The following is a 22,869-nucleotide window of genomic DNA, read 5'->3' on the forward strand; positions in this document are numbered from 1 at the left end:
AGGGGGTCACCCAGGTGCGTGTCAAGCCACCTCACTCTCCTTCCCCCCCTCCCCCCCCCCCTCCCCCCCCCCCCCCCCCCCCCCCCCCCCCCCGGCCCACCCCCCCCCTCCCCCCCCCCCCCCCCCCCCCCCCCCCCCACGGCCGGGGTCTACGTCACCTGAACGTGCGCCCGGCGACACCCGGGCAGGCCGCGGCGCCGGTCACCCGAGCGTCTCCGCGAGCACCCTCGCCGCCCGCTCCACCTCCGCGAACCCCAGATACAGCGGCGTGAACCCGAACCGCAGCACATCCGGCGCCCGGTAGTCACCGACGACGCCCGCCGCGACGAGCCGGCCCATGACCTCGCCCGCGTCGGCGCACCGCAGCGCCACCTGGCTGCCCCGCTCGGCGTGCGCGGCCGGTGTCACCGGCTCGACCCGCCCCGCCGGGACGTACGCGGCGACGCACTCCAGGAAGAAATCCGTCAGGGCGAGTGACTTGGCGCGCACCGCGGCGACGGAGACGTCCGGCCGCGACCACACGTCCAACGCCGCCTCCAGGGCCAGCATCGACAGGATGTCCGGCGTCCCCACGCGACCGCGCAGCGCGCCCTGCGCGGGCTCGTAGGCCGGGCGCATCCCGAACGGCTCGGCATGCGAGTTCCAGCCCGGCAGCGGCGAGTCGAAGGCGGCCTGGTGCTCCTCGCGCACGTACAGGTAGGCGGGCGAACCCGGGCCCCCGTTCAGGAACTTGTACGTGCAGCCGACGGCGAGGTCGACGCCGTGCTCGTCCAGCCCGACCGGCAGCGCGCCCGCGCTGTGGCACAGGTCCCACACGCTCACGGCGCCCGCCGCCCGGACCGCCGCGGTCAGGCCCGGCAGATCGTGCAGCCGCCCGGTGCGGTAGTCGACGTGGTTCAGCAGGACGGCGGCCGTACGGGAGCCGACCGCCCCCGCCACCTCGCCCGGCGCCACCGCGCGCACCGAGCACCCCGTCATTCGGGCCGCGGACGCGGCGATGTAGCCGTCCGTCGGGAAGGTGGCGGCGTCGACGAGGACCTCGTCCCGCCCCTCCCCGGCCAGCCGCACCGCACCCACCAGCGCCTTGAACACATTGACGCTCGTGGAGTCGCCGACCACGATCTGGCCGGGCGCCGCACCCACCAGCGGGGCTATCCGGTCACCGATCCGCTCGGGCGCCGTCCACCAGCCGGACTCGGTCCAGGAGCGGATGCGCAGCTCGCCCCACTGGCGCCGCACCACGTCCTCCACGCGCCCGGGAACGTGCGCGGGCAGCGCGCCCAGCGAGTTCCCGTCGAGGTAGACGACCTCGTCCAGGACGAACTCCTCGCGCACCGCGGCCAGTCGGTCCCCGGCGTCGAGCTTCCGCGCCCGCTCGTACAGGTCAGGGGCGTCAGACATGGGACCTCGCCGTCCACAGCTCGGGGAACACGTTCTTCTGGGCGCGCTTCTCCAGCCACGCCACACCGGCGGAGCCACCGGTGCCGGTCTTCGCGCCCATGGCACGGCGGGTGGCCACCAGGTGGTCGTTGCGCCAGCGCCACACCAGCTCGGCGACGTCCGTCAACGCCTCGCCCAGGCGCGCGAGTTCGGCGCTCTCGTCGCCCGCGTACAGCGCCGTCCAGACGGCCTCCACCTCGGGCGAGGGCTCGTAGCGCCGGGAGACGTCGCGGTCCAGGACGGCCCGCGGCACATCGTGGCCGCGGCGCGCGAGGAGCCGCAGCACCTCGTCGTAGAGGCTGGGCTCGTGCAGCGCCTTCTCCAGCTCCGCGTGGACGCGGGGCGCGCCGCGGTGCGGCACCAGCATCGACGCGGACTTGTCGCCGAGCAGGAACTCCATCCGCCGGTACATCGCCGACTGGAAGCCGGAGCCCTCACCGAGTGAGGACCGGTAGGAGTTGAACTGGGCCGGGGTCAGCCCCGACAGCGGCCGCCATGAGGCGTTCAGGGCCTCCAGCTGGCGCACCGAGCGCTTGAGCGCGGCCACGGCGACCGGCACGTCGTCCGCGGCGACGGCGCGGGCCGCCGTCTCCCACTCGTGCACGATGACGGTGAACCAGAGCTCCATCACCTGGGTCGTCACCAGGAAGACCATCTCGCCGGGGTCGTCCGAGCGAAGGTGCTGGAGGTGGGTGAGGACATCGGCCTGGACGTAGTCCTCGTAGGGCGTGGTGCCCGCGAAGTCGAGATGCGGCGCTGCGGTGGTGTCCGCTCCATGATCCGCGTCGTGGGACATCGCTGTCTCCTGATATGTACTCCGGGTAGCGGTCCGCCCTGCCGTTACCGGCACGGGGCCCCGGTCCCCGCCTCGCATCCTTCCCAATGGTCCCCCGGAACGGCAAGGCCCGCCTGACCACAGGCGGGCCTCACGCACAGTGACCGTCAGCCGAGGGTCTGCGCCGCCGCCGGCGAGGAGTCCTTGAGGAACTGCGAGCAGCGCTCGTACTCCTCCTGCTCACCGATGGACCCGGCCGCGCGGGCCAGGGCGTGCAGGGCGCGCAGGAAACCGCGGTTCGGCTCGTGCTCCCACGGCACGGGCCCGTGCCCCTTCCAGCCGCTGCGCCGCAGCGAGTCGAGCCCGCGGTGGTAGCCGGTACGGGCGTACGCGTACGACTCGACGACGCTGCCCCGCTCGAACGCCTCGTCGGCGAGCTGCGCCCAGGCGAGCGAGGAGGTCGGGTACTTCGCGGCGACGTCCGCCGGGGGCGTCCCGCCCGCGAGCAGCTCGCGCGGCTCCGGGTCGTCGGGCAGGTGGGTCGGGGGCGGTCCCCCGAGCAGGTTCTCGTGAAGGCTCATGGTTTCCAGTCTGCGCCATCCGGGCGGCTGCTCTCCACGCCGGAGCTCAGTCACGCCCGGTGACGGTGCGCACGGCGCGCACGAGCGCGTCGATGCCCGCCTCCGCCTTGGCGCGCGGGCAGCCGACGTTCAGCCGGACGAAGCCGGGCGCCCCGTACGTGCCGCCCGGCATGACGGCGACCTTCTCCTGCTCGACGAGGACCCGCTGGAGCTCGTCGTCCGCGGTGACGCCGAGCGGCCGCAGATCGATCCAGGCGAGGTAACCGGCTTGCGGGACACGCCACTTGAGCTCGGGGAACGCCGCGTCGAGACGCTCCTCGACCATGCGCAGGCTGCCGTACGTGTACGCGCGCAGGGCGTCCAGCCAGGCGCCGCCCTCGCGGTACGCGGCGATGTGGGCGGTGAGCGAGAGCACGGCGGGGGAGGCGAGGCCCTCGCCCGTCTCCATCCGGCGGACGAACGCGGCATGGTCGCCCGGGTCGCCGATGAACCCGTAACTGCCGCTCAGCGCGGGGAAGTTGAAGGACTTCGTGGCGGAGGTGACCAGCGCCCAGCGCAGGCCGTCCGCGTACCGCGTCCACGGCAGGTGCGTGGACCCGTCGTGGGTCAGGTCGGCGTGGATCTCGTCGCTGATCACCGCCACGTCGTGGGCCCGCGCGAGGTCCGCGAACTGCCGCAGCTCGGTGTCGCTCCACACGCGCCCGGTCGGGTTGTGCGGCGAGCAGAGGAGCAGGACACGGCTGTCGGGGCGGGCCAGCTCCCGCTCCAGGGCGGCCCGGTCGTCGAGGCCGACGGTGCGCAGGTCGCGCCCGAGCCCGGTGACCGCCTTGCGGAAACCGTCGTAGGTCGGCGCGTGCACGACGACGCCGTCGCCGGCCCCGGTCCACATGCGCAGCAGCTGCGATATCTGGTTGAGGACGGAGGGGCCGTACACGAGCCGGTCCGTGTCGACCTCGGTGGCGTACCGAGTGCGGAACCAGTCGCGTATCGCACCGCGGAAATCCTCCTGCCGCCAGTCCGTGTAGCCGAACACCGCATGGGCGAGGCGGGTGTTGAGGGCGGCGAGCACCTCGGGCGCGCACGCGAAGTCCATGTCGGAGATGGTGAAGGGCAGCAGGTCCGGGGCCGGGAAGCGGTCCGTGATGCCGTCCCACTGCACGCACCAGGTGCCGTGCCGGTCGACAGGGGTGTCGAAGTCGTACGTCATGGGGAACACTCACGGACCTCCGGGCGGGGCACGGGCATGGCACGGGCCCGGCACCCCCGGGAGGGGGAGGCCGGGCCCGCACACGGTCTTGTACGGGTTACTTGATGCGCGTACCCGTCGAACGCAGGCTCTCGCACGCCTCGACGATGCGGGCGGTCATGCCCGCCTCGGCCTTCTTGCCCCACACGCGCGGGTCGTACGTCTTCTTGTTGCCGACCTCGCCGTCGACCTTCAGGACGCCGTCGTAGTTCTCGAACATGTGGCCCGCGATGGGCCGCGTGAACGCGTACTGCGTGTCGGTGTCGAGGTTCATCTTGACCACGCCGTTCTCCAGCGCGGTGCGGATCTCCTCCAGGGTGGAGCCCGAGCCGCCGTGGAAGACGAAGTCGAACGGCTTGGAGCCGGCCGGCTTGCCGTACTTCGCGGCGATGCCCTCGTTCAGGTCGGCGAGCAGGTCGGGGCGGAGCACCACGTTGCCCGGCTTGTACACGCCGTGCACGTTGCCGAAGGAGGCGGCGAGCAGGTAGCGGCCCTTCTCGCCCAGGCCGAGCGCCTCGACGGTGCGCACCGCGTCGTCGACCGTGGTGTAGAGGTTGTCGTTGATCTCGTGCGAGACGCCGTCCTCCTCACCGCCGGTCGGGGTGATCTCGATCTCCAGGATGATGTTCGCGGCCTTGGCCTTGGCGAGCAGCTCCTGGGCGATCTCCAGGTTGTCGGCGAGGGTCTCGGCCGAGCCGTCCCACATGTGCGACTGGAACAGCGGCAGGCCGCCGGCCTCGACGCGCTTGGTGGAGATGTCGAGCAGCGGGCGCACGTAACCGTCCAGCTTGCCCTTGGGGCAGTGGTCGGTGTGCAGCGCGATCTTGTTCGAGTACCGCGCGGCGGCGACGTGCGCGAACTCGGCCAGCGCCTGGGCGCCGACCACCATGTCCTTCACACCCTGGCCCGACAGGTACTCGGCGCCACCGGTCGAGATCTGGATGATCCCGTCGCTCTCCGCCTCGGCGAAGCCCTGGAGGGCGGCATTGAGGGTCTGCGTCGACGAGACGTTGATGGCCGGGTAGGCGAACTTCCCCGCCTTGGCCCGGTCGAGCATCTCGTTGTACTGATCCGGGGTTGCGATGGCCATCTGTCGACTCCTCGTGAAGCGCGCGATTGCGGGTTTGGGTTGTTCAGGTGTCTCGACCGGTGGTCCGACCCTCACCAGGCACCATGGGGTGACATCATCGTCGCCCCCATCTTTCCAGACTTGTGCGAGTGCCGGGCGGCTGCCGGGGCGCGGGCTCAGTCCAGGCCGAGCTCGTCCTTGGAGAACGCGAAGAGGTACGGCACGCCGGCCCCTTCGGTGATCTTCTCGGCGGCCCCGGTGGCCCGGTCCACGATGGTCGCCACGCCGACGACCTCGCCGCCCGCCTCACGGACCGCCTCGACGGCGGTCAGCGGGGACCCGCCGGTGGTGGAGGTGTCCTCGACGACGAGCACGCGACGGCCCTTGATGTCGGGGCCCTCCACCCGGCGCTGCATGCCGTGCGCCTTGGCGGCCTTGCGGACGACGAACGCGTCGAGCCGCTTCCCGCGGGCGGCGGCGGCGTGCAGCATCGCGCCGGCGACGGGGTCGGCGCCCATCGTCAGACCGCCCACCGCGTCGAACTCCAGCTCCGCGGTCAGGTCGAGCAGCACCTGCCCGACGAGCGGGGCGGCCTCCCCGTCGAGCGTGACGCGCCGCAGGTCGACGTAGTAGTCGGCCTCCAGACCGGAGGAGAGCGTCACCTTGCCGTGCACCACGGCCTTGTCCTTGATCTGCTGGAGCAGCGCGTCGCGCACGTCGTTCGTCGTCATGGCTACGAGCTTAAAGCCGCCGCCACGACCACGTGGTGCTGGCCTCCAGGGGCTCCACGGCGGTGACCAGACGCGGCGCGGTGTTCAGTCCGTTCGGCGGGCCGGTCTGCGGTTCCACGCACACGGCCGCCTCCTGCTCGTCGTAGACGACGGCCCACGGCTCGCGGCTCCTGACGTTCACTTCGAGCGCTCCGGGCCAGGTCAGCGTCACATCGACACCGTCGGGCATGCCGAAGCAGTCGTCCCAGGGGCCGGGCTGTACGTCGATGCGGCGGCCGGTGGGCAGGTGGTCGGCGCCGCGCTCCTCCTGCCAGGCGGCGTCGAAGGCGATCTCGACCTGGGGGCCGCCCGCGATGTCGAGGGTCCGGTTGAACCAGGGGTGCCAGCCGGCCTGCGCCGGGAACGAGTCGCCGTACGTCTCGATGCCGAGCGTCAGGGTCAGCGACTCCTCGGTGAGGGCCACGATCTGCGTGACGCGCCCCGGGTAGGGCCAGGGCTCGGCCAGGTCGTACGTGAAGACGGCCTCGCTCTTCCCGGCCCGCGCGGTGGTCCATTCGGCGTCGCGGGCGAAGCCGTGGATGGCGTGCGGCGGGGAGTTCAGCGGCATCTGGTGGACGCGCCCGCCGTCCCGGAACCGCCCCTCCTCGATGCGCCCGCACCACGGCACCATCGGGAAGCAGCCGTAGCGCTCCCCCTGGCGCAGCAGTTCCATGCCGGCGATCTTCAAGCTGCTCACCCGGCAGCCGTTGCCCGGCGCCACGGTCACTTCCGCGTCGCCCGCGGTCAGCGTCGTCTCCTGAGTCGTCACGACCACTGACCCTATGCGGCCACCGCCTACTGCCGCCTGCGCAGGGCCCGGCCGACGACGATCGCCGAGGCGAGCGCGAGGGCGGCGGCGGGTGCGGCCCAGCGCAGTGTGGCGCTCGCCGTGACGCCCTCCGGCGCGGGCACCGGCGCGTACCGGCCGCGCGGCGGCGCGTGGTCGACCTCCTCGGCGCTGCGGCCGATCATCGTGCGGCGGGCGTGCCCGGCGACGGGCTCGGACGGCAGCTCCCCGGTGCCGCCGTCGGAGGTCCCGGGGTACGTCTCCTCGTCGGACAGGGGGTCGAGGGCGGGTGGCGGCACCTCGGCGTCGTGGACGGACCCGCGCCGCGGCCGGGCCTGAGCCTCGTCGACCGCGTCGGCGGCGTCGATCCCGTCGGTCTCGTCCCCGGCGAGGTCATCGGTCTCGTCGATCTCGTCGATCTCGTCCATCGCGTGGATCTCGTGGTCCGGCTCCTCCGAGCCGGGCTCCTGCCCCGCCGACCCGAGGTTCCCAGCGAAACGGTTCAGCAGCCGGTGGCCCGCCGCGGCCACGGCCGGCCCCGGGAGGTCGGCCACGCGTCCTTCACCGGAGGCGGTGCCGGTGAAGGTGAGCGCGGAGCCGCCGTCGGCCGCGGTGACCCGGGCGGTCAGGGCGAACCGCACGCCGCCCGCGCCGCGCGCCTCGGTCCCCTCGCCGGTCATGGCGAACGAACCATCGGCACCCTCCACGACGCGGACGCTGCCGCGGTACGTGATGGTGTGCCCCTCGATACGCACCTTGAGGCGGCCCCCGTCGCCCGACGCGTCGCGCTGGAACCCGGGCAGCGCCCGGGCCACCCGGAGGGGGTCGCAGAGGACCGCCCGCAGGGACTCCGCCGGAACCGGAACGAACACCTCATGCTCCATACCACCCGAGCGTAGCGACTCCGTCGTGGTTGCGGGGGCCGCCCTGGCATCTGCCGGGGGCCGTCTTCTCTCGGGTGCGGGTCCGGTGGGGGCTGGTCGCGCAGTTCCCCGCGCCCCTGAAAGGCGCACTGCGTGCGCCCTCATGGGGCTCGGGGAACTGCGCGAGAAGCTCCACCGGCCCGCACCCGGCGACAAACCCCACCCCCACGGCGCTCACCCCCCATAACGCGGATGCACAAGCGTCGACGGCGCATACCCCCGCCCAGGCCGAACCACCCGCACCCCTTCCACGGACGGCGGCAGCCGCCCCCGCTCCCCCACCACGAATCCGGCCGCCCCGCCATCACCCTGGTACGCCACCACCCGCAACCCCGCGGACCGCACCGTCGCGGCGACCGTCCAGAACCGCCCCGACACGTCCCCGCCGTGCACCACCACCCGGCCCCGCCCGCTCAGCACCCGCCGCACGAGCCCGTAGAACTCCTGGGAGTACAGCTTCGCGCTGTCCGTGCGGGCAGGGCCGGGCAGATCGCAGATCACCACGTCGTAGGGGTCCTGGGCGCGGGACCGGGCGGCGTCCCGGAGCAGCGCGAACACGTCCCCGGTGGCCACCCGTACCCGCGGGTCGCTCAGCGCCCGCCGGTTCAGCGCGCTCAGCCCGGGATCGGTCCTGGCGAGCCGCACCACCCCGGGGTCGGTGTCGACGACGTCCACCCGCCGCACCGCCGGATCCCGGAGCACCTCGCGCACGGCGAGCCCGTCGCCGCCGCCGAGCACCAGGACCCGGGCGCGCGGGCCGCCGCGCAGCGCGGGGCCGACGAGCGCCGCGTGGTAGCGCGCCTCGTCGCGGCCGCTCACCCGCAGCCGCCCGTCCAGGTACAGGTCGAGGGGGCCCCGCTCGCCCCCGGTCAGGACGACTTCCTGCACCTCGGTCCGCTCGGCGACCCGGACGTGCGCCCCGAACATGGCCTGCCGCGCGGCCCGCTCGAAGTCGTCGACGAGGACCCAGGCGGCGGCGAGCAGGATCAGCACCGTGAGGTTGGCGAGGAGGAGCAGCCGGCGGCCCCGGGCGCTCAGGTCCCGCCGGAGCAGGCCGAGTACGAGTGCGCCGCCCGCCACCGCGTTGACCGCGCCTGTCAGCAGGGCGCCCGTCAGCTGTCCGAGCACGGGCAGCAGCAGGAAGGGGAAGGCGAGGCCGCCGACGAGGGCGCCCACGTAGTCCGCCGCGAACAGGTCGGCGACCGCGCCGCCCGCGTCCTGGCGTCTGATCCGCTGGATGAGCACCATCAGCAGGGGCACCTCGGCGCCGATCAGGACGCCGATGCCGAGCGAGAAGGCCACCAGCAGGCAGCGCGGGCCCTCGGACCAGACCGCGCCCCGGCCGCCGCTCCAGGCGAAGACGGCGTACATGGCTATCGCGCTGCACCCGCCGACGAGGGCGAGCGCGGTCTCGACCAGGCCGAATCCGGCGGCGGCGCGCGGCCGCAGGCGTTTGGCGGCGAGCGAGCCGAGCCCCATCGCGAAGACCATGACGGAGAGCACGACGGAGGTCTGGGTGACCGAGTCGCCCAGGAAGTACGAGGCGAGGGCGACCAGTTCGAGTTCGTAGACGAGGCCGCAGGCCGCGCAGACGAAGACGCAGACGAGCACGAGGAACCGGCCGGTGCCCGGCGTCACCGGGAGAGGGGCCCGGCCGGGCTCACCCCGGGGCCGGGGCAGGCCGGGCCCCGAGGGCGGTGCGGACACGTGCGGTTCGATCACGCGGGGAACGCTACGTCACCGTTCGACCCCGTTTCGTCACCCACACGTGTGGAACAGGCGCACCGTGCGCATAATCCGCCGCCCCCGCGACCCTGGGCCCGGAACCCGATCTAGAGGGCGGCGACGGCGGGCATCCGCGCACCCATCCGGCTGCGGGTGGCGACGAGTTGGCCGTCCTGCGGATAGGCGTGCCAGGTGCGCCATTGCACCTGGCCCTCGTGGTACTGGGCGAGCATCGCCGTGAAGGCGTGCGGGCTGCCGGGGAAGACGCCCGCCAGCCCGTTCGGGTGGTCGGCGACCAGGGCCAGCAACTCCTGGGCGCGTCCGGCGAACTGGCCCTCCGTCAAATGTTCGACGCGGGCCGCGAATTCGTACTCCCAGTCGCCGACGCGCTTCGCGACGCCGAGCGGGAGCGGGGTGCTGCTGCCGGGGATACAGGCGACGGTTTCCGAGCAGTTGCCGTGCTCCTCCTCGAGGAGCACCTGGTGGGAGGCGCCGAGTAGCCTCAACTGGAGCTTTGTACCGGCAAGTTCGAGGTCGAGCGTGGCGAGCGCGGGGAGCGGCTCGCGGCCCAGGGCCCAGGCCAGATCGGCCGCACTCGTGTCGGTGTAGGCGGTGTTCAGGGTCGTGAGCATGGGTCGGCTCCGCTGCACGCAAGGGGAGATGGGGCCGGCTACGTCAAAGGGACCGGCTCGTGCCCACGCGAAGGCGTTGAACACGCAGTACGAGGGCTGAGTTGACGGTTAAAGGGAATCATGGGCGGCGACGCCCTCACAGCGTTTTTACCCAACTTCGGAGGGTTTCCATCCCCCCGAGGGCTCCACAGTTCAACTGTTCAACTGCCGCCGTCACCTTTCGCGCCCAACTCACCACCTGCCGGGTGTCAAGGGGAACGTGCGTACGTGCGGCCCGCGCGGACCGACTGCCCCGTGTCAGTCGCCTCCGTGCGGGCCGCACGCCCCGGGTGCGGCGTCAGCTCCCGCCGCCGCACCCGCCCCCGCCCCCACACGACGAGCCGCCCCCGCACGAGGAGGAGCTGCCGCCGCACGAGGAGCTGCCGCCGCACGACGAGTGGTGCCCGCCGTGGTGCCCGGAAGAACCCGATGAACACGAGGAGCCGCCGACGACACCGCCACCGGTGCCCCCGGCCCACCAGCTGTTCCTGCTGCCCCGCGAAGCGCGCGCGCCTTTCCTGAGGGACGTACGCGGACGGCCCCGCCCGCCCGACCTGAGCGCCGGGACGACGACGACGGCGGCGATCACTGCAACGAAGACCACGATGACGACTGCTCCCATCACCGGTCCCCCTTCCTCTTCCCCCGAATCCCCCGAGGGGCGCCCCGAGCGGGCGTGACAGGGGGATGCCCTCGCCCGCGCACGGCCAAAGCAGAGTTGAGGAACTCCAGAGGTTCGGCGCAGGATGGCCGCCATGACCTCCAGCGCGCGCCCCCTGCTCAACCGCCGACTCGCCGAGTTCGGGACGACGATCTTCGCGGAGATGTCGGCCCTCGCGGTACGGACCGGCGCCATCAATCTCGGCCAGGGCTTCCCCGACACCGACGGACCCGAACAGGTGCGCGAGGCGGCGGTGCGGGCGCTGCGCGACGGGCGCGGCAACCAGTACCCGCCGGGCCCCGGCGTCCCCGAGCTGCGGGCCGCGATCGCCGCGCACCAGGAGCGCCGGTACGGTATCGCGCTCGACGCCGACCGCGAGGTCCTGGTGACGGCGGGCGCGACCGAGGCCATCGCCGCCTCGCTGCTCGCGCTGGTCGAGCCCGGTGACGAGGTCGTCGCGTTCGAGCCGTACTACGACTCGTACGCGGCCTGCATCGCGATGGCGGGCGGCACCCGGGTCCCGGTGACGCTGCGCCCGCACGACGGCTCGTTCCGCCTCGACCTCGACGAGCTGCGCGCCGCGGTCACCCCCCGCACCCGCCTGCTGCTCATCAACACCCCGCACAACCCGACCGGCACCGTCCTGACCCGCGCCGAGCTCACCGCGATCGCCGAGCTCGCCGTCGAGCGGGACCTCCTCGTCGTCACCGACGAGGTCTACGAGCACCTGACCTTCGACGACGCCGAGCACGTGCCGCTCGCCACGCTGCCCGGGATGCGCGAGCGGACGGTGACGATCGGCTCGGCCGGCAAGACGTTCTCGTTCACCGGCTGGAAGGTCGGCTGGGTCACGGCCACGCCCGAGCTGGTCACCGCGGTGCGCTCGGCCAAGCAGTTCCTCACCTACGTCGCCTCCGGCCCCTTCCAGTACGCCGTCGCCGAGGCCCTCGCCCTCCCCGACTCCTACTTCGACGGCTTCCGCGCCGACATGACCGCCAAACGCGACCTCCTCGCGGCGGGCCTCGCCGACGCCGGGTTCACGGTCTTCCGCCCCCAGGGCACGTACTTCGTGACGACCGACATCCGCCCGCTCGGCTTCGACGACGGCTTCGCCTTCTGCCGGGCCCTGCCCGAGCGCTGCGGGGTCGTCGCGGTCCCCAACGCCGTCTTCTACGACGACCGCGCGGCCGGCGCCCCCTTCGTACGGTTCGCGTTCTGCAAGCGGGACGACGTACTCGCGGACGCCGTAGCGCGGCTCAAGCGGCTCTAGGACCGGCCCCAGGGCCTGCCCCGCCCGAGGCCCGCCCGGGGGCTCGCCCGGGGACCCGGACGGGCCCCGCCGCTCGTCTGGCGGCTCCCAACTCGCGGGCCCGGCACGGGTATCGCAGGGTTCGGATGTGACCGAGCCTTCCGCAACCGTCCTCGACGGCCCCCCGGCCACCCCCGCCGGACCCGGGGCCCTGCCGCGCATGCTCGCGTCCGGGGCGGGCGGCGCCGTCGGTCTCTTCGCCGCCGCCCGGCTCACCGGGATGGTCGCCGTCACCGTCGCGGCATGGCTGAGCGGACAACGGCCCCTCACCCTGCTCGGCCGGTCCTGGGACTCGCTCTGGTACCTCCACATCGCGGGCCACGGCTACGGCCGCACCCTGCGCTTCGAGCCCGGCGTCATCCACAGCGACCTGGCGTTCTTCCCGCTCTACCCGGCGCTGATCCGCGCGCTCCACCTGGTCCTGCCGGTCGGCGCCACCACCTGCGCCCTGCTGCTCGCGTGGGCGGCGACGCTCGTCGCCGCCGTCGGCGTGTACCGCGTCGGCGAGCTCCTGCACAGCCGGGCCGTGGCCGCGCTCCTGGTCGTCCTGTGGGGCCTGCTCCCGCACTCGGTCGTGCTGTCCATGGCGTACACGGAGCCCCTGCTGACCGCGCTCGGCGCATGGTCGCTGTACGCGCTGCTGAAGGGCCGCTGGCTCTGGGCCGGCTCCCTGGCCGCGCTCGCCGGACTGGCCCGGCCGAACGGTTTCGCGGTCGCCGCCGCCGTCCTCGCCACCGCCGGGTACGAGATCGTCCGGCGCCGCGGCCGGGTTCCCCCCAGGCTGTGGACGGGCGCGCTGCTCGCCCCGGCGGGCTGGGCCGCGTACGTGCTGTGGGTCGGGTTCCGGAAGGGCGATCCCCTCGGCGGGTACTTCACGGTGCAGCGCGGCTGGGGGTCGCGGTTCGACTTCGGGGCCGGTTCGGTCCGGGTCGCGCGCCGGATGCTGCTGCACGGGGACCGCTTCGTCTTCCCGGCGACGCTGGTCATCGTCCTGGTGGCGGTGCTGCTGTACGCGCTGCTGCTCCTGGACCGCCCGCCCCTGCCGCTGCTCGTCTACAGCGGCGTCCTGCTCCTCGTCACCGTCGGCGGCTCCGGCTTCTTCGAGTCCAAGCCGCGCTTCCTGCTGCCCGCGTTCCCGCTGCTGCTGCCGCTGGCCTGTGCGCTGGCCAGAACGGCGAGAACCCGGCCTGCGCACACCCTCCTGGTGGTGGGCGCGCTGGCCGGGCTCTCGGTGACGTACGGGACGTATCTGATCGCCTACGCCCGTATGCCCCTGTAGCTGTGGCGGCTGCGGGGAGCCGGTCTCACTCCGAGTCGTCCTCGGGCTTCTCCTCGGCCGAGTCGACCTCGGCCTCCAGGCCGAGCTGCTCCACGAGCCAGCGGTCGAACTCGATCGCGGCGCGCACCCAGCTGACGGTCGACGACACGAAGTGCTCCAGGGAGACACCGGTGCCGATCAGCATCTGGGCCTCGCCGATGAGCCGGACCGTGCCGTCGTCGTGCGTGTGGCTGTAGACCTTCGGCCACAGGGTGCGCCGGTTCCAGTCGTCGATGGACTCCAGGAGCTGCGGCTTCAACTCGATGCCGTGCGGCCGGTCGTAGAACGTCCGCACCGAGAAGACCTGCTGGTCACCCTCGCCGCGGAACATGAAGTACGTACGGAACTCTTCCCACGGCGCGGCGAGGTCACCCTCGTCGTCCAGGACGTACTTGAGCTCCATCTGCTCCAGGAGCTGCTTCACCAGATCCTGGTCGGGGATGACGGGGCCTGCCGGTCCCGCTCCCTGCTGCGGTTCGGGCTGTCCCCCGAAATTGGGAATCGAGGACGGGTCGATGCTCACGCGCTTGGTCCCTTCGTATGGCTGAGGCCCATCCTCTCCCATCGGGCCCCCCGGGGGGCAAGCCCGGCAGCTCGTCTGCCGGGTTTTCGCCGTTCGCCGTCTGCGGACACCCCGGGGGACGGGCCCCTACAGCGTCTTGTCGGTGACGGGTCCCACGATCAGGCCGTCGCCGAACGCGTCCACCCGCACCGTGTCCCCGTCCGTGACCTCACCGGAGAGGATCTCCTTGGCGAGGCGGTCGCCGATGGCCGTCTGCACGAGGCGGCGCAGCGGGCGCGCGCCGTAGGCCGGGTCGTTGCCCTCCTCCGCGAGCCAGGTGAGCGCGCTCTCGCTGACGTCGAGCGTGAGGCGCCGCTCGGCGAGGCGCTTGGCCAGCCGCTCCAGCTGGAGCCCGGCGATGCGCCGCAGCTCGTCCTTGTCCAGGGCGGAGAAGACCACCAGGTCGTCGAGGCGGTTGAGGAACTCCGGCTTGAAGGAGGCCCGGACGACTTCGAGGACCTGCTGCTTCTTCTCCTCGGCCGAGGTGAGCGGGTCCACGAGGTACTGGGAGCCCAGGTTCGACGTGAGGACGAGGATCGTGTTGCGGAAGTCGACGGTGCGGCCCTGGCCGTCGGTGAGACGGCCGTCGTCGAGGACCTGGAGCAGGATGTCGAAGACCTCGGGGTGCGCCTTCTCGACCTCGTCGAGCAGGACGACCGAGTAGGGCCTGCGGCGGACCGCCTCGGTGAGCTGGCCGCCCTCCTCGTAGCCCACGTAGCCGGGCGGGGCGCCGACGAGCCGGGCGACGCTGTGCTTCTCGCCGTACTCGCTCATGTCGATGCGGATCATGGCCCGCTCGTCGTCGAAGAGGAAGTCGGCGAGCGCCTTGGCCAGCTCGGTCTTGCCGACGCCCGTGGGTCCGAGGAAGAGGAAGGAGCCGGTGGGGCGGTCGGGGTCGGCGATCCCGGCTCGGGTGCGGCGCACGGCGTCGGACACGGCGCGGACCGCCTCGGTCTGGCCGATGAGCCGCTTGCCCAGCTCGTCCTCCATGCGCAGCAGCTTCTGCGTCTCGCCTTCGAGGAGACGGCCCGCGGGGATGCCGGTCCAGGAGGCGACGACGTCGGCGATGTCGTCCGGGCCGACCTCCTCCTTGACCATGGTGTCCTTGGCGACCTCCTCCTCGACCTCGGAGGCTTCCTCCAGGTCCCGCTCCAGGGAGGGGATCTCGCCGTAGAGCAGCTTGCTGGCGGTGTCGAAGTCACCGTCGCGCTGGGCGCGCTCGGCCTGGCCGCGCGCCTCGTCGAGCTTCTCCTTCAGCTCACCGACGCGGTTGAGGGACTTCTTCTCCTTCTCCCAGCGGGCGGTGAGGCCGCGCAGCTCCTCCTCCTTGTCGGCGAGGTCGCGCCGCAGCTTCTCCAGGCGCTGCCTGCTGGCCGGGTCGGTCTCCTTGCCGATGGCCAGCTCCTCCATCTTCAGCCGGTCGACGGCGCGCTGGAGTTCGTCGATCTCCACGGGGGAGGAGTCGATCTCCATACGGAGCCGGGACGCGGACTCGTCGACGAGGTCGATGGCCTTGTCGGGCAGGAAGCGGGAGGTGATGTACCGGTCGGAGAGCGTGGCGGCGGCGACGAGCGCGCTGTCGGCGATCTGCACCTTGTGGTGGGCCTCGTAGCGCCCCTTGAGACCGCGCAGGATCGCGATGGAGTCCTCGACGCTCGGCTCGGCGACCAGCACCTGCTGGAACCGGCGCTCCAGGGCGGGGTCCTTCTCGATGCGCTCGCGGTACTCGTCGAGGGTGGTCGCGCCGACCATGCGCAGCTCACCGCGGGCGAGCATGGGCTTGAGCATGTTCCCGGCGTCCATGGAGGAGTCGCCGCCCGCGCCGGCGCCGACGACGGTGTGCAGCTCGTCGATGAAGGTGATGACCTGCCCGTCGCTCTCCTTGATCTCGGAGAGGACGGTCTTGAGCCGCTCCTCGAACTCGCCGCGGTACTTCGCCCCGGCGACCATGGCGCTCAGGTCGAGGGAGACGAGCCGCTTGTCCTTGAGGGACTCCGGCACGTCGCCCTTCACGATGCGCTGGGCGAGCCCCTCGACGACGGCGGTCTTGCCGACGCCGGGCTCACCGATGAGCACCGGGTTGTTCTTCGTGCGTCGCGACAGGACCTGGACGACCCGGCGGATCTCCTGGTCCCGTCCGATGACGGGGTCGAGCCGCCCTTCGCGCGCGGCGGCGGTGAAATCGGTACCGAACTTCTCCAGGGCCTTGTACGAACCCTCGGGGTCGGGTGTGGTCACCCGGCGCCCTCCCCTGCTCTTCGTGAATGCCTCGGCCAGCTTCTTCGTACTGGCCCCATTCTCGGCCAGTACGTCACCCGCGGCACCGCCCTTGGCGGCGATACCGATCAGCAGATGCTCGGTGGAGAGGAACTCGTCACCCAGCTCCTTGGCCCGCTCGGCGGCGTCGGCGACGACGGCGAGCAGTTCGCGGTTGGGCTGGGGCGGCGCCACGGTCGATCCGGTGACGCTGGGCAGCGCCCCGACGACCCGCTCGGCCCCGGCCCTGACCTGCGCCTGGTCGGCGCCGACCGCGGCCAGCAGATCAGTGATGTTCTCGTTGTCCTGGCCCCCCAGGAGAGCAAGGAGCAGATGCGCCGGGGTGAGATCCGGGTGTCCCCCGGACACGGCCCGGCTGGTGGCCGCGTTGATCGCGTCGCGGCTCCGGTTCGTCAGCTCGGCGTCCACGTAACTGTCTCCTTCTCCTCCACGTCACGGGCAACTCTGACCTATTCAGCGTACGCAAAGTTGAGTCTATTCCGCTCAAGGTGGCGGGGCGACGGGAAGGATAGATTCCAGGCCATGGCCAAGAAGATCGACCTGGACGCCCCCGGCACCTCCTTCCTCAGCTTCTGGCGGGAACGGCACCTGTGCACCCTGACGACCCTGCGCCCGGACGGCACCCCGCACGTCGTCCCGGTCGGCGTGACGTACGACGCCGGGGAGCGGGTGGCCCGGGTCATCACGAACAAGGCCAGCCGGAAGATCGCCCACATCCTGGCGGCGCCGCCCTCCGCCCCGGCCCGGGCCGCGGTCTGCCAGGTCGACGGGCGGCGCTGGACGACCCTGGAGGGCACGGCCACCGTCCGCACGGACCCGGCGCTGATCGCGGACGCCGAACGCCGCTACGCCGAGCGGTACTCGCGCGCGCCGCGGCCCAACCCGGACCGGGTGGTCATCGAGATCGCGGTGGGCCGGGGCACGGGCAACGGCGTCTTCGACGAGTAGCCCGCCCGGGCCCGCGCACACGGCCCCCGGGCAGAAAACTGCAGCGGCGCCACCGTGTTCAGGTCCACGGTGACGCCGCTGCGGGGGGAAGCACCTGCGCGATCTACTGCGACGGGGGAATCGCGTCAGGCACTGCGGGGGGTGGCAGAGGTGGTACTGCTGTGCGGAACCTCGGGCTCCGCGTCGCCGACCAGCTGGTGATCACGCTGATCGAGGTTGACGAAGATCATCCCGTACCGGACGACGGTCCGCACCGGCTGCGGGGCGCCGCGGGGGCGACGCAGACACCGGTAGGCCCGGAGGTCGTCGTCGTCGTCCCGCACCACGATGATCGGCTCCCCGAACAGGGTGACCATGAGCGAGTCACCCGGGTTCGGGATGGCCGTCACGAGGTCGATCGTGTGCCAACCGGACCGGTAGGCGATCGCCATCTCGCGGCGCAGGGATCTGTCGTCGGGCGGGGTGATCATTCGACCGCACCTGTCGGAGCCGCGTTCCAGCCAAGGTCCGGGGGGGCCGCGGCGACCGATACGGGGCTCGCCGCGGGGGCGTCGTTCCATCCGAGATCGAGTGCGCTCAGCGCACCGACGGTCAGCCCGGCGGAAAAGGCGGCGATCACCACCGAGCGAAGCATGCGCTTCAACATAGTCGGCTTCGTCCTCACTTGGTAAGTTCCTCTCCCCCGGCTGCAACAAGACGATGTCTCAATCCGGCACGTCAAAGCCACAGAGTCGATGCATCATGTTCCTGCACGTTCAGGACCCTGGGGGGTGGAGATTGTTCTCAACAAGCACCAAACCGACACATCCTCACCCCACAGCTCCGCTCTGTGACCAAGGTGCGCGTCTTTACGCGGCTGCTCTGAGCGAGGGCCGGCTGGCACGGACGAAGGCAGAGAACACACCCTGCCTCCTCGAAGCCGCGTTGCTGCACCCGGATCCGGACGACGCCAGCTGGCTCCGCCCGGTCCCCCCCTCGGCGGCCCTCGCACAGTGGCTCCTTCCGCTGGAGCGCGAGATACAGGAGCGGCGGAAAGCCGCCGTCCAGCTGACCGATCTGTTCGAACCCTTCATGGCCATCACGGCGCGAACGGAACCGACCTCACACGCCATCACTGTCCTTGAGGGTGACACTCGCATCAACGCGGCAATAGAGCGCCTCACCGCGGAGTGCCGGTCCGAGGTCCTCACCGTGCAGCCCGGGGGCGGCCGCAGCGAGAACACCCTCAACGTGGCGCTGAAGCGCGGCCAGACGGTCCTGGACCGGGGCGTCGCGATGCGCACCATCTACCAGCACACGGTGCGCCACAGCCAGGGAACGCTCGCCTACGCGGCCCGGATCCACCGGGAGAACGTACAGATACGCACCCTCGAAGAGCTCATCGACCGCCTGATGATCTTCGACGGGAGCACGGCCCTCATCCCCGTCGGCGAGGAGCGTCAGGTCGCGCTGGAACTCCGCCACCCCGGCCTCGTCGACTATCTCGCCAAGGTGTTCGAGGATCTGTGGCGGCGGGCGACCCCCCTCCTGGAGGATCCGCCCTACCCCCCGGCCACCGACGGCATCACGGGCGTCCAGCGCTCCATCGCCAAGCTGCTGATCGAAGGGCATGTGGACGAGGCCATCGCCCGCCGCCTCGGGATGAACGTCCGCACCTGCCGCGCCCACATCGCGAAGATCGCGGCCTCGCTCGGCAGCGGGAGCCGCGCGCAACTCGGTTACCTCATAGCCAGGTCAGGGATCCTGGACCAGGAGACCGGGCCGCCGACCAGAGAGAGCAGCAAGTGACAGGCGGGGCGCACAGACACGGAGTCGAGGAGTTCTGCGACGCGGGCGCACAGCTCTACGCCCACGCGTTGCATTGGGGACGTGTGCGCACGGAGGCCACCGCGGACGCGCCCTGCCTGCTGGAGCACGGCCTGCTCAAGCCCGACCCGGCGGACGCCGAGTGGATGCAGCCGGTCGCGCCCGCGGTGGCGCTGCCCGCCCTGCTGAACAACATCGAGGACGAGATCGCCCGGCAGCGTCACCGTGAGGCACGGCTGGCCAGGGCTTTCGCGCCCCTGATGAACCTGGACGCCGAGCGCGCGGCCGTGCCCAACGCGCCGATGCTCAACGTCATCATGGGGTTCCGCCGCATCAACGCCGCCATCGCCGACGCGATGCTGGCCTCCTCCCAGGAGCTGCTCACCATCCAGCCCGGCGGCTTCCGGCCCCCGGATCTGCTCGCCGATGTTCGCCCGCGCGAACAGCAACTGCTCGCCCGTGGCTGTCGGATGCGCACGCTGTACCAGCACAGCACGCGGCACTCGCCGGCCGTGCGCGCCCACTTCGAGCAACTCGAAGGCGACGTACAGGTCCGCACGCTGGACGAGGTCACCGAACGACTCGTCCTGCTCGACCGCACCGTGGCGTTCATCCCGGCCAACCCCGACCGGACCGTCGCCCTGGAGATCCGCCACCCGGCGCTGATCTCGTACCTGGTGACCACCTTCGAGCGCCTCTGGCGGCTCGCGGCCCCCATGTTCCCCGTCACGGCCCCGGAATCCGCCCCGCAGGGCGACCCGTCGAGCCGCCAGCGCACCATCGCGGCGCTGCTCATAGAGGGGCACACCGACGCCGTCATCGCTGACCGCCTCGGGGTCAACATCCGCACGGTCCGCCATCACATCGCCAAGCTGGCCGCGACGCTCGGCAGCGAGAGCCGCGCCCAGCTCGGTTTCCTCATCGGACAATCGGGGATCCTGACCCAGGAGCGCTGACCGGCAGGGACTACTGCTGACCGGCGGGGATTACTGCTGACCGGCGGGGGCTACTTGAGGCCCGCCTCCGCGCACGCCTGCGCGTACTTCGCCGTGCAGATCTCCTTCACCTTGAAGATCCCGTCCTTGATCACGGTCTGCCTGATGTTGTCGCGGGTCAGGGCGACGACGCTGACGCTCGCCGTGCGGACCTGCTTCGTCGTCGGGCTGTCGGTCCTGTCCATCGCGAGCGCCTCGAACTCGATGGTCCGGCCCTGCGCGACCCGCACCGCCATCTCGGCGGCCGTCGCGGCCTCCTCGGGGTACGGCTTGTAGACGCTCATGTACTGATCGCCCGTCAGAATCCGCTGCACTGCCGCCAGTTCGGCGTCCTGACCGGTGATGGGGGGCATCTTCGTGACCCCGGCCTCCTTGAGCGCCGCGACCACACCGCCCGCCATGCCGTCGTTGGCCGAGTAGACCCCCGCGATGTTGGCGGCGCCGATCGTGGCGATGGCCTGTTCCATGTTGGCCTTGGCGTTCTGCGGCTTCCAGGCGACCGTGTCGTAGGACTTGGCGATGGTGACGGCGTCCGCCAGTTCCGCGCGGGCGCTCTCCTTGAAGTCGATGGCGTTCGGGTCGGTCGGCGATCCGTTGATCATGACGACCTTGGCGCTCTTGGTGGCCTTGTCACCGAGGGCCTGGACGAGCTCCTTGCCCTGGGTCTGGCCGACGAGCCCGTTGTCGAACCCGACGTACGCGTCCACGGGGCCCTGGGCGAGACGGTCGTACGCGATGACGTGGATGCCCGCGTCCTTGGCCCGCTGCACGGCGGCGGTGATCACCTTCGCGTCGACGGCGTCGACGATCAGCGCGTCCACCTTCTTGGAGATCATCTGGTCGACCTGCCGGTTCTGCAACTCGGCATCCTGACCGGCGTTGGCGTACTCCAGCTGCCCCCGCCCGTCGGTCAGTCTCGCTATCTCACTCTTGATGTGCGGGTAGTCGAACTTCTCGTAGCGAGCGGTCTCCTTCTCCGGCAACAGCAGACCGATCTTGACGTCGTTGCCCTTGCGCACGGGCGCGCTGGTGTCACTGTCCCCGCCGGGCAGCACACCACCGCAGGCCGAGACCGAGGCCACTAGGACGGATGCGGCGCCGGCAAGCGCGGCGCATCGCATTCGCGTGTTCATTACGGATACCTCCCTGACGTGGCCGCGACGGTGCGGCCGAGGTGGCTCGAAGCCAACTCGGCCGCCCAAGTCGCGTCAAGAGATGAAGCGACACCGCAACGAAACCGCATCCGTTACTTCCCCACATGAAGCCAGATACGGCGAATAACGGACATGTGTACCCGGCGGTAACACCCTTGGCGTCAGAGTCCGTCAGACTCCGTCGGACTCCGTCAGATCTGCGGTGCGGGGCGGCAGGCCGGGCAGAGGCCCGGTTCGAGGGAGCGGTGGGCCCGGTCGCAGCTGTCGCAGTTCTGGAGCGGGTGCCGGGCGGGTGGTGGCGGCAGGGCGGGGCGCCGGGACGCGGGCGGCCAGGGCGGCAGGCCGGCCATCAGGCGGTGCGCGACGAGGGCCGCCGGGCTGCGGATGGGGCGGTCATCGGGCAGCTCGCGGGTGAGGGCGTGATGCACGGCGGCGGGCGTCAGCTCCCGCTCCAGCCAGGCGACGACGCCGGGGGCGAGGCGTTCGACGTCGCGGGCGGAGAGGGCGAGACGGGCGTCGGCGCGGTGGAGTCCGGCCAGGACGTCGGTGGCGGCCTCCAGGATTCCGGGCCCTGGGGTGTGTTCCGGGTGAGGAACGGCGAGCGGGCGCGGCGGCTTCGGCTTCGGTTTCGACTCCGGTTTCGGCTGGGACTCCGACTTCGGCCCCTCCGGATGCGCGGCGGAGGCGCCCGGCTTGTTGCAGGAGACCGTACGCGTACGGACCCGCCCGTCGGGGGTGCGTCGGCGCTCGCGCCGCAGGTAGCCGTGGTGTTCCAGCTCGCGCAGGGCGGCGGCGATCCGGGTGGTGCCCTCCGGGAAGCGGGCGGCGAGCGTCCTGACGTCGGCGCGGGCCCCGGCCGGGAGGGACTGGATGTGGACGGCGAGGCCGATCGCGAGGCCGGAGAGTTCGCGGTGCTGGGCGAGGTGGTTGCCGATGACCGTGAACCGGGTGTGGTGGCGGGCGTTCTCGTGAGCGATGCCGTACCCGTCCGGGGGGTTGTTGGTGGCAACGCCGGACTGGGCGCGCGAAGGCGCGCTAGGGTTCTGGGTATCCATCAGGAAGGGTCTACTTCCTCGGTGGTCAGGCCCTCGATCGGGATCGCTAGTCCCGGCCGGGGGCCGACGTATGTCTGGGTTGATCTGTCGCGGTGAGCGTAGAGGCCGCAACCGGGCGTGGCGCAAGCTGAGTTGATGATGTTCACCCGACCGTGTCGGCCGGGCCCCGGGAGGAGTCGCGGGCGGCCTCGCGGACGCTGTCGCGGGAGGTGGGGAGGGGCTTGGTCCGGGTTCTTTCCCTCTCAGTCGTTCCTTTGGTGGTGTCGTCCATGCCACCGGCGCACGGGTTCCTGGTCACCGGCCGCCGTACGAGATCGAGTTCGGCCCAGACCGTCTTGCGGGGGCTCGGCCCCGCGACGATGCCCCAGCGGTCGGTGAGTGCGGCCACCAGGACGAGACCCCGGCCCGACTCGGCGTCGGGCGCCGCCACTTGGGGCTCCGGGAGGGCGTCGCCGCACGCGTCGGCCACCTCGACGCGCAGGGCGCCCCCGGTGACGTAGAGGCTGAGCCGGAAGTCGCGGCCGGGCAGCCGGGCGTGGGTGACGGCGTTCGTGGCCAGCTCGGCGACGACGTGCGCCGCCGCGTCGAGTTCGAGGGGTAGGCCCCAGGCCCGGAGCTGTTCGACGGCGAGCAGGCGGGCGAGGCGGGCTCCGCGGGGCGTGGAGGAGAGCTGCACGGTGAAGTGGGTCGCGGGGCGCGGAAGTTCGGCGGTCTTCTGGTTCACGTCACTCAGCGTGGCCATCGCCTCGTACGCTCACCAGTGACATGCCCGTCACGTACGGCGACTGTCCATGGTT

22 protein-coding genes are annotated in these 22,869 nt (G+C 71.8%); 5 read left to right on the forward strand and 17 right to left on the reverse strand.

The features are described from left to right. Positions 1–201: 201 nt before the first annotated feature. From ACZ45E_RS09285 to ACZ45E_RS09330, 10 genes are all read right to left on the reverse strand, one after another. Positions 202–1,401, reverse strand: a complete 1,200-nt coding sequence (locus tag ACZ45E_RS09285; RefSeq protein WP_468218481.1) for a kynureninase — start codon at positions 1,399–1,401, stop codon at positions 202–204. Continuing rightward, positions 1,394–2,236, reverse strand: a complete 843-nt coding sequence (locus tag ACZ45E_RS09290) for a tryptophan 2,3-dioxygenase family protein (protein WP_468218484.1) — start codon at positions 2,234–2,236, stop codon at positions 1,394–1,396. Before ACZ45E_RS09290 ends, ACZ45E_RS09285 begins: the two co-directional genes overlap by 8 nt. A gap of 146 nt (positions 2,237–2,382) precedes the next feature. Further along, on the reverse strand, positions 2,383–2,796 hold the full coding sequence (locus tag ACZ45E_RS09295; protein WP_468218486.1) for a DUF3151 domain-containing protein: 414 nt from the start codon (positions 2,794–2,796) through the stop codon (positions 2,383–2,385). Positions 2,797–2,842: 46 nt separating this feature from the next. After that, a complete protein-coding gene (locus ACZ45E_RS09300; RefSeq protein ID WP_468218488.1) occupies positions 2,843–4,003 on the reverse strand; it encodes a MalY/PatB family protein in 1,161 nt (386 codons plus the stop codon). 97 nt (positions 4,004–4,100) lie between these two features. Beyond that, positions 4,101–5,132 (reverse strand): class II fructose-bisphosphate aldolase, encoded by a 1,032-nt coding sequence (gene fbaA / locus ACZ45E_RS09305; protein WP_468218491.1) that lies wholly within the window; start codon positions 5,130–5,132, stop codon positions 4,101–4,103. Positions 5,133–5,287: 155 nt separating this feature from the next. Next, positions 5,288–5,842 carry an orotate phosphoribosyltransferase gene (gene pyrE, locus ACZ45E_RS09310; protein WP_468218493.1) on the reverse strand — a complete coding sequence of 185 codons (555 nt, stop codon included), beginning with the start codon at positions 5,840–5,842 and terminating at the stop codon, positions 5,288–5,290. A gap of 10 nt (positions 5,843–5,852) precedes the next feature. Beyond that, entirely contained in the window at positions 5,853–6,650 is a 798-nt protein-coding gene (locus ACZ45E_RS09315; RefSeq protein WP_468218495.1) for an aldose epimerase family protein, read from the reverse strand. 26 nt (positions 6,651–6,676) lie between these two features. Further along, positions 6,677–7,552, reverse strand: a complete 876-nt coding sequence (locus ACZ45E_RS09320) for an SRPBCC family protein (RefSeq protein WP_468218498.1) — start codon at positions 7,550–7,552, stop codon at positions 6,677–6,679. 213 nt (positions 7,553–7,765) lie between these two features. Continuing rightward, positions 7,766–9,313, reverse strand: coding sequence for a polyamine aminopropyltransferase (locus ACZ45E_RS09325; RefSeq protein WP_468218500.1), 1,548 nt, complete (start codon positions 9,311–9,313; stop codon positions 7,766–7,768). 110 nt (positions 9,314–9,423) lie between these two features. Next, on the reverse strand, positions 9,424–9,948 hold the full coding sequence (locus ACZ45E_RS09330) for a DUF2617 family protein (RefSeq protein ID WP_468218503.1): 525 nt from the start codon (positions 9,946–9,948) through the stop codon (positions 9,424–9,426). A 785-nt stretch (positions 9,949–10,733) separates the two neighbouring features. Here ACZ45E_RS09330 and ACZ45E_RS09335 point away from each other — a divergent pair. Next, the gene (locus ACZ45E_RS09335) at positions 10,734–11,918 is read left to right on the forward strand and encodes a pyridoxal phosphate-dependent aminotransferase (protein WP_468218505.1); all 1,185 of its coding nucleotides are present in this window, start codon (positions 10,734–10,736) and stop codon (positions 11,916–11,918) included. 127 nt (positions 11,919–12,045) lie between these two features. Next, entirely contained in the window at positions 12,046–13,236 is a 1,191-nt protein-coding gene (locus ACZ45E_RS09340) for a mannosyltransferase family protein (protein ID WP_468218507.1), read from the forward strand. A gap of 25 nt (positions 13,237–13,261) precedes the next feature. Here the strand turns inward: ACZ45E_RS09340 and ACZ45E_RS09345 are convergent, their stop codons facing one another. Both ACZ45E_RS09345 and clpB read right to left on the reverse strand, forming a co-directional pair. Then, positions 13,262–13,798, reverse strand: coding sequence for a YbjN domain-containing protein (locus ACZ45E_RS09345; RefSeq protein ID WP_468218509.1), 537 nt, complete (start codon positions 13,796–13,798; stop codon positions 13,262–13,264). A 126-nt stretch (positions 13,799–13,924) separates the two neighbouring features. After that, positions 13,925–16,522: an ATP-dependent chaperone ClpB gene (clpB, locus tag ACZ45E_RS09350; protein ID WP_468218511.1), complete on the reverse strand. Its 2,598-nt coding sequence runs from the start codon at positions 16,520–16,522 to the stop codon at positions 13,925–13,927. A gap of 114 nt (positions 16,523–16,636) precedes the next feature. Between clpB and ACZ45E_RS09355 the strand changes: the two genes are divergently transcribed. Next, positions 16,637–17,062, forward strand: a complete 426-nt coding sequence (locus ACZ45E_RS09355; RefSeq protein WP_468218513.1) for a pyridoxamine 5'-phosphate oxidase family protein — start codon at positions 16,637–16,639, stop codon at positions 17,060–17,062. A gap of 125 nt (positions 17,063–17,187) precedes the next feature. On the opposite strand, the gene ACZ45E_RS09360 is transcribed toward ACZ45E_RS09355, so the two are convergent. Then, complete coding sequence (locus ACZ45E_RS09360) at positions 17,188–17,532, reverse strand: hypothetical protein (RefSeq protein ID WP_468218515.1); 345 nt, start codon at positions 17,530–17,532, stop codon at positions 17,188–17,190. Further along, entirely contained in the window at positions 17,529–17,708 is a 180-nt protein-coding gene (locus tag ACZ45E_RS09365) for a hypothetical protein (protein ID WP_468218517.1), read from the reverse strand. Before ACZ45E_RS09365 ends, ACZ45E_RS09360 begins: the two co-directional genes overlap by 4 nt. A gap of 95 nt (positions 17,709–17,803) precedes the next feature. Between ACZ45E_RS09365 and ACZ45E_RS09370 the strand changes: the two genes are divergently transcribed. Then, complete coding sequence (locus ACZ45E_RS09370) at positions 17,804–18,850, forward strand: helix-turn-helix transcriptional regulator (RefSeq protein WP_468218518.1); 1,047 nt, start codon at positions 17,804–17,806, stop codon at positions 18,848–18,850. Then, the gene (locus ACZ45E_RS09375) at positions 18,847–19,824 is read left to right on the forward strand and encodes a helix-turn-helix transcriptional regulator (RefSeq protein ID WP_468218519.1); all 978 of its coding nucleotides are present in this window, start codon (positions 18,847–18,849) and stop codon (positions 19,822–19,824) included. Before ACZ45E_RS09370 ends, ACZ45E_RS09375 begins: the two co-directional genes overlap by 4 nt. A gap of 50 nt (positions 19,825–19,874) precedes the next feature. Here the strand turns inward: ACZ45E_RS09375 and ACZ45E_RS09380 are convergent, their stop codons facing one another. From ACZ45E_RS09380 to ACZ45E_RS09390, 3 genes are all read right to left on the reverse strand, one after another. Further along, positions 19,875–20,996 carry a sugar ABC transporter substrate-binding protein gene (locus ACZ45E_RS09380; protein WP_468218522.1) on the reverse strand — a complete coding sequence of 374 codons (1,122 nt, stop codon included), beginning with the start codon at positions 20,994–20,996 and terminating at the stop codon, positions 19,875–19,877. Between the two features lie 212 nt (positions 20,997–21,208). Further along, complete coding sequence (locus tag ACZ45E_RS09385; RefSeq protein ID WP_468218523.1) at positions 21,209–22,072, reverse strand: helix-turn-helix domain-containing protein; 864 nt, start codon at positions 22,070–22,072, stop codon at positions 21,209–21,211. 142 nt (positions 22,073–22,214) lie between these two features. Further along, positions 22,215–22,796, reverse strand: a complete 582-nt coding sequence (locus tag ACZ45E_RS09390; RefSeq protein WP_468218525.1) for an ATP-binding protein — start codon at positions 22,794–22,796, stop codon at positions 22,215–22,217. Positions 22,797–22,869: the final 73 nt, after the last annotated feature.

The organism is Streptomyces sp. NPDC030991, assembly GCF_055571235.1.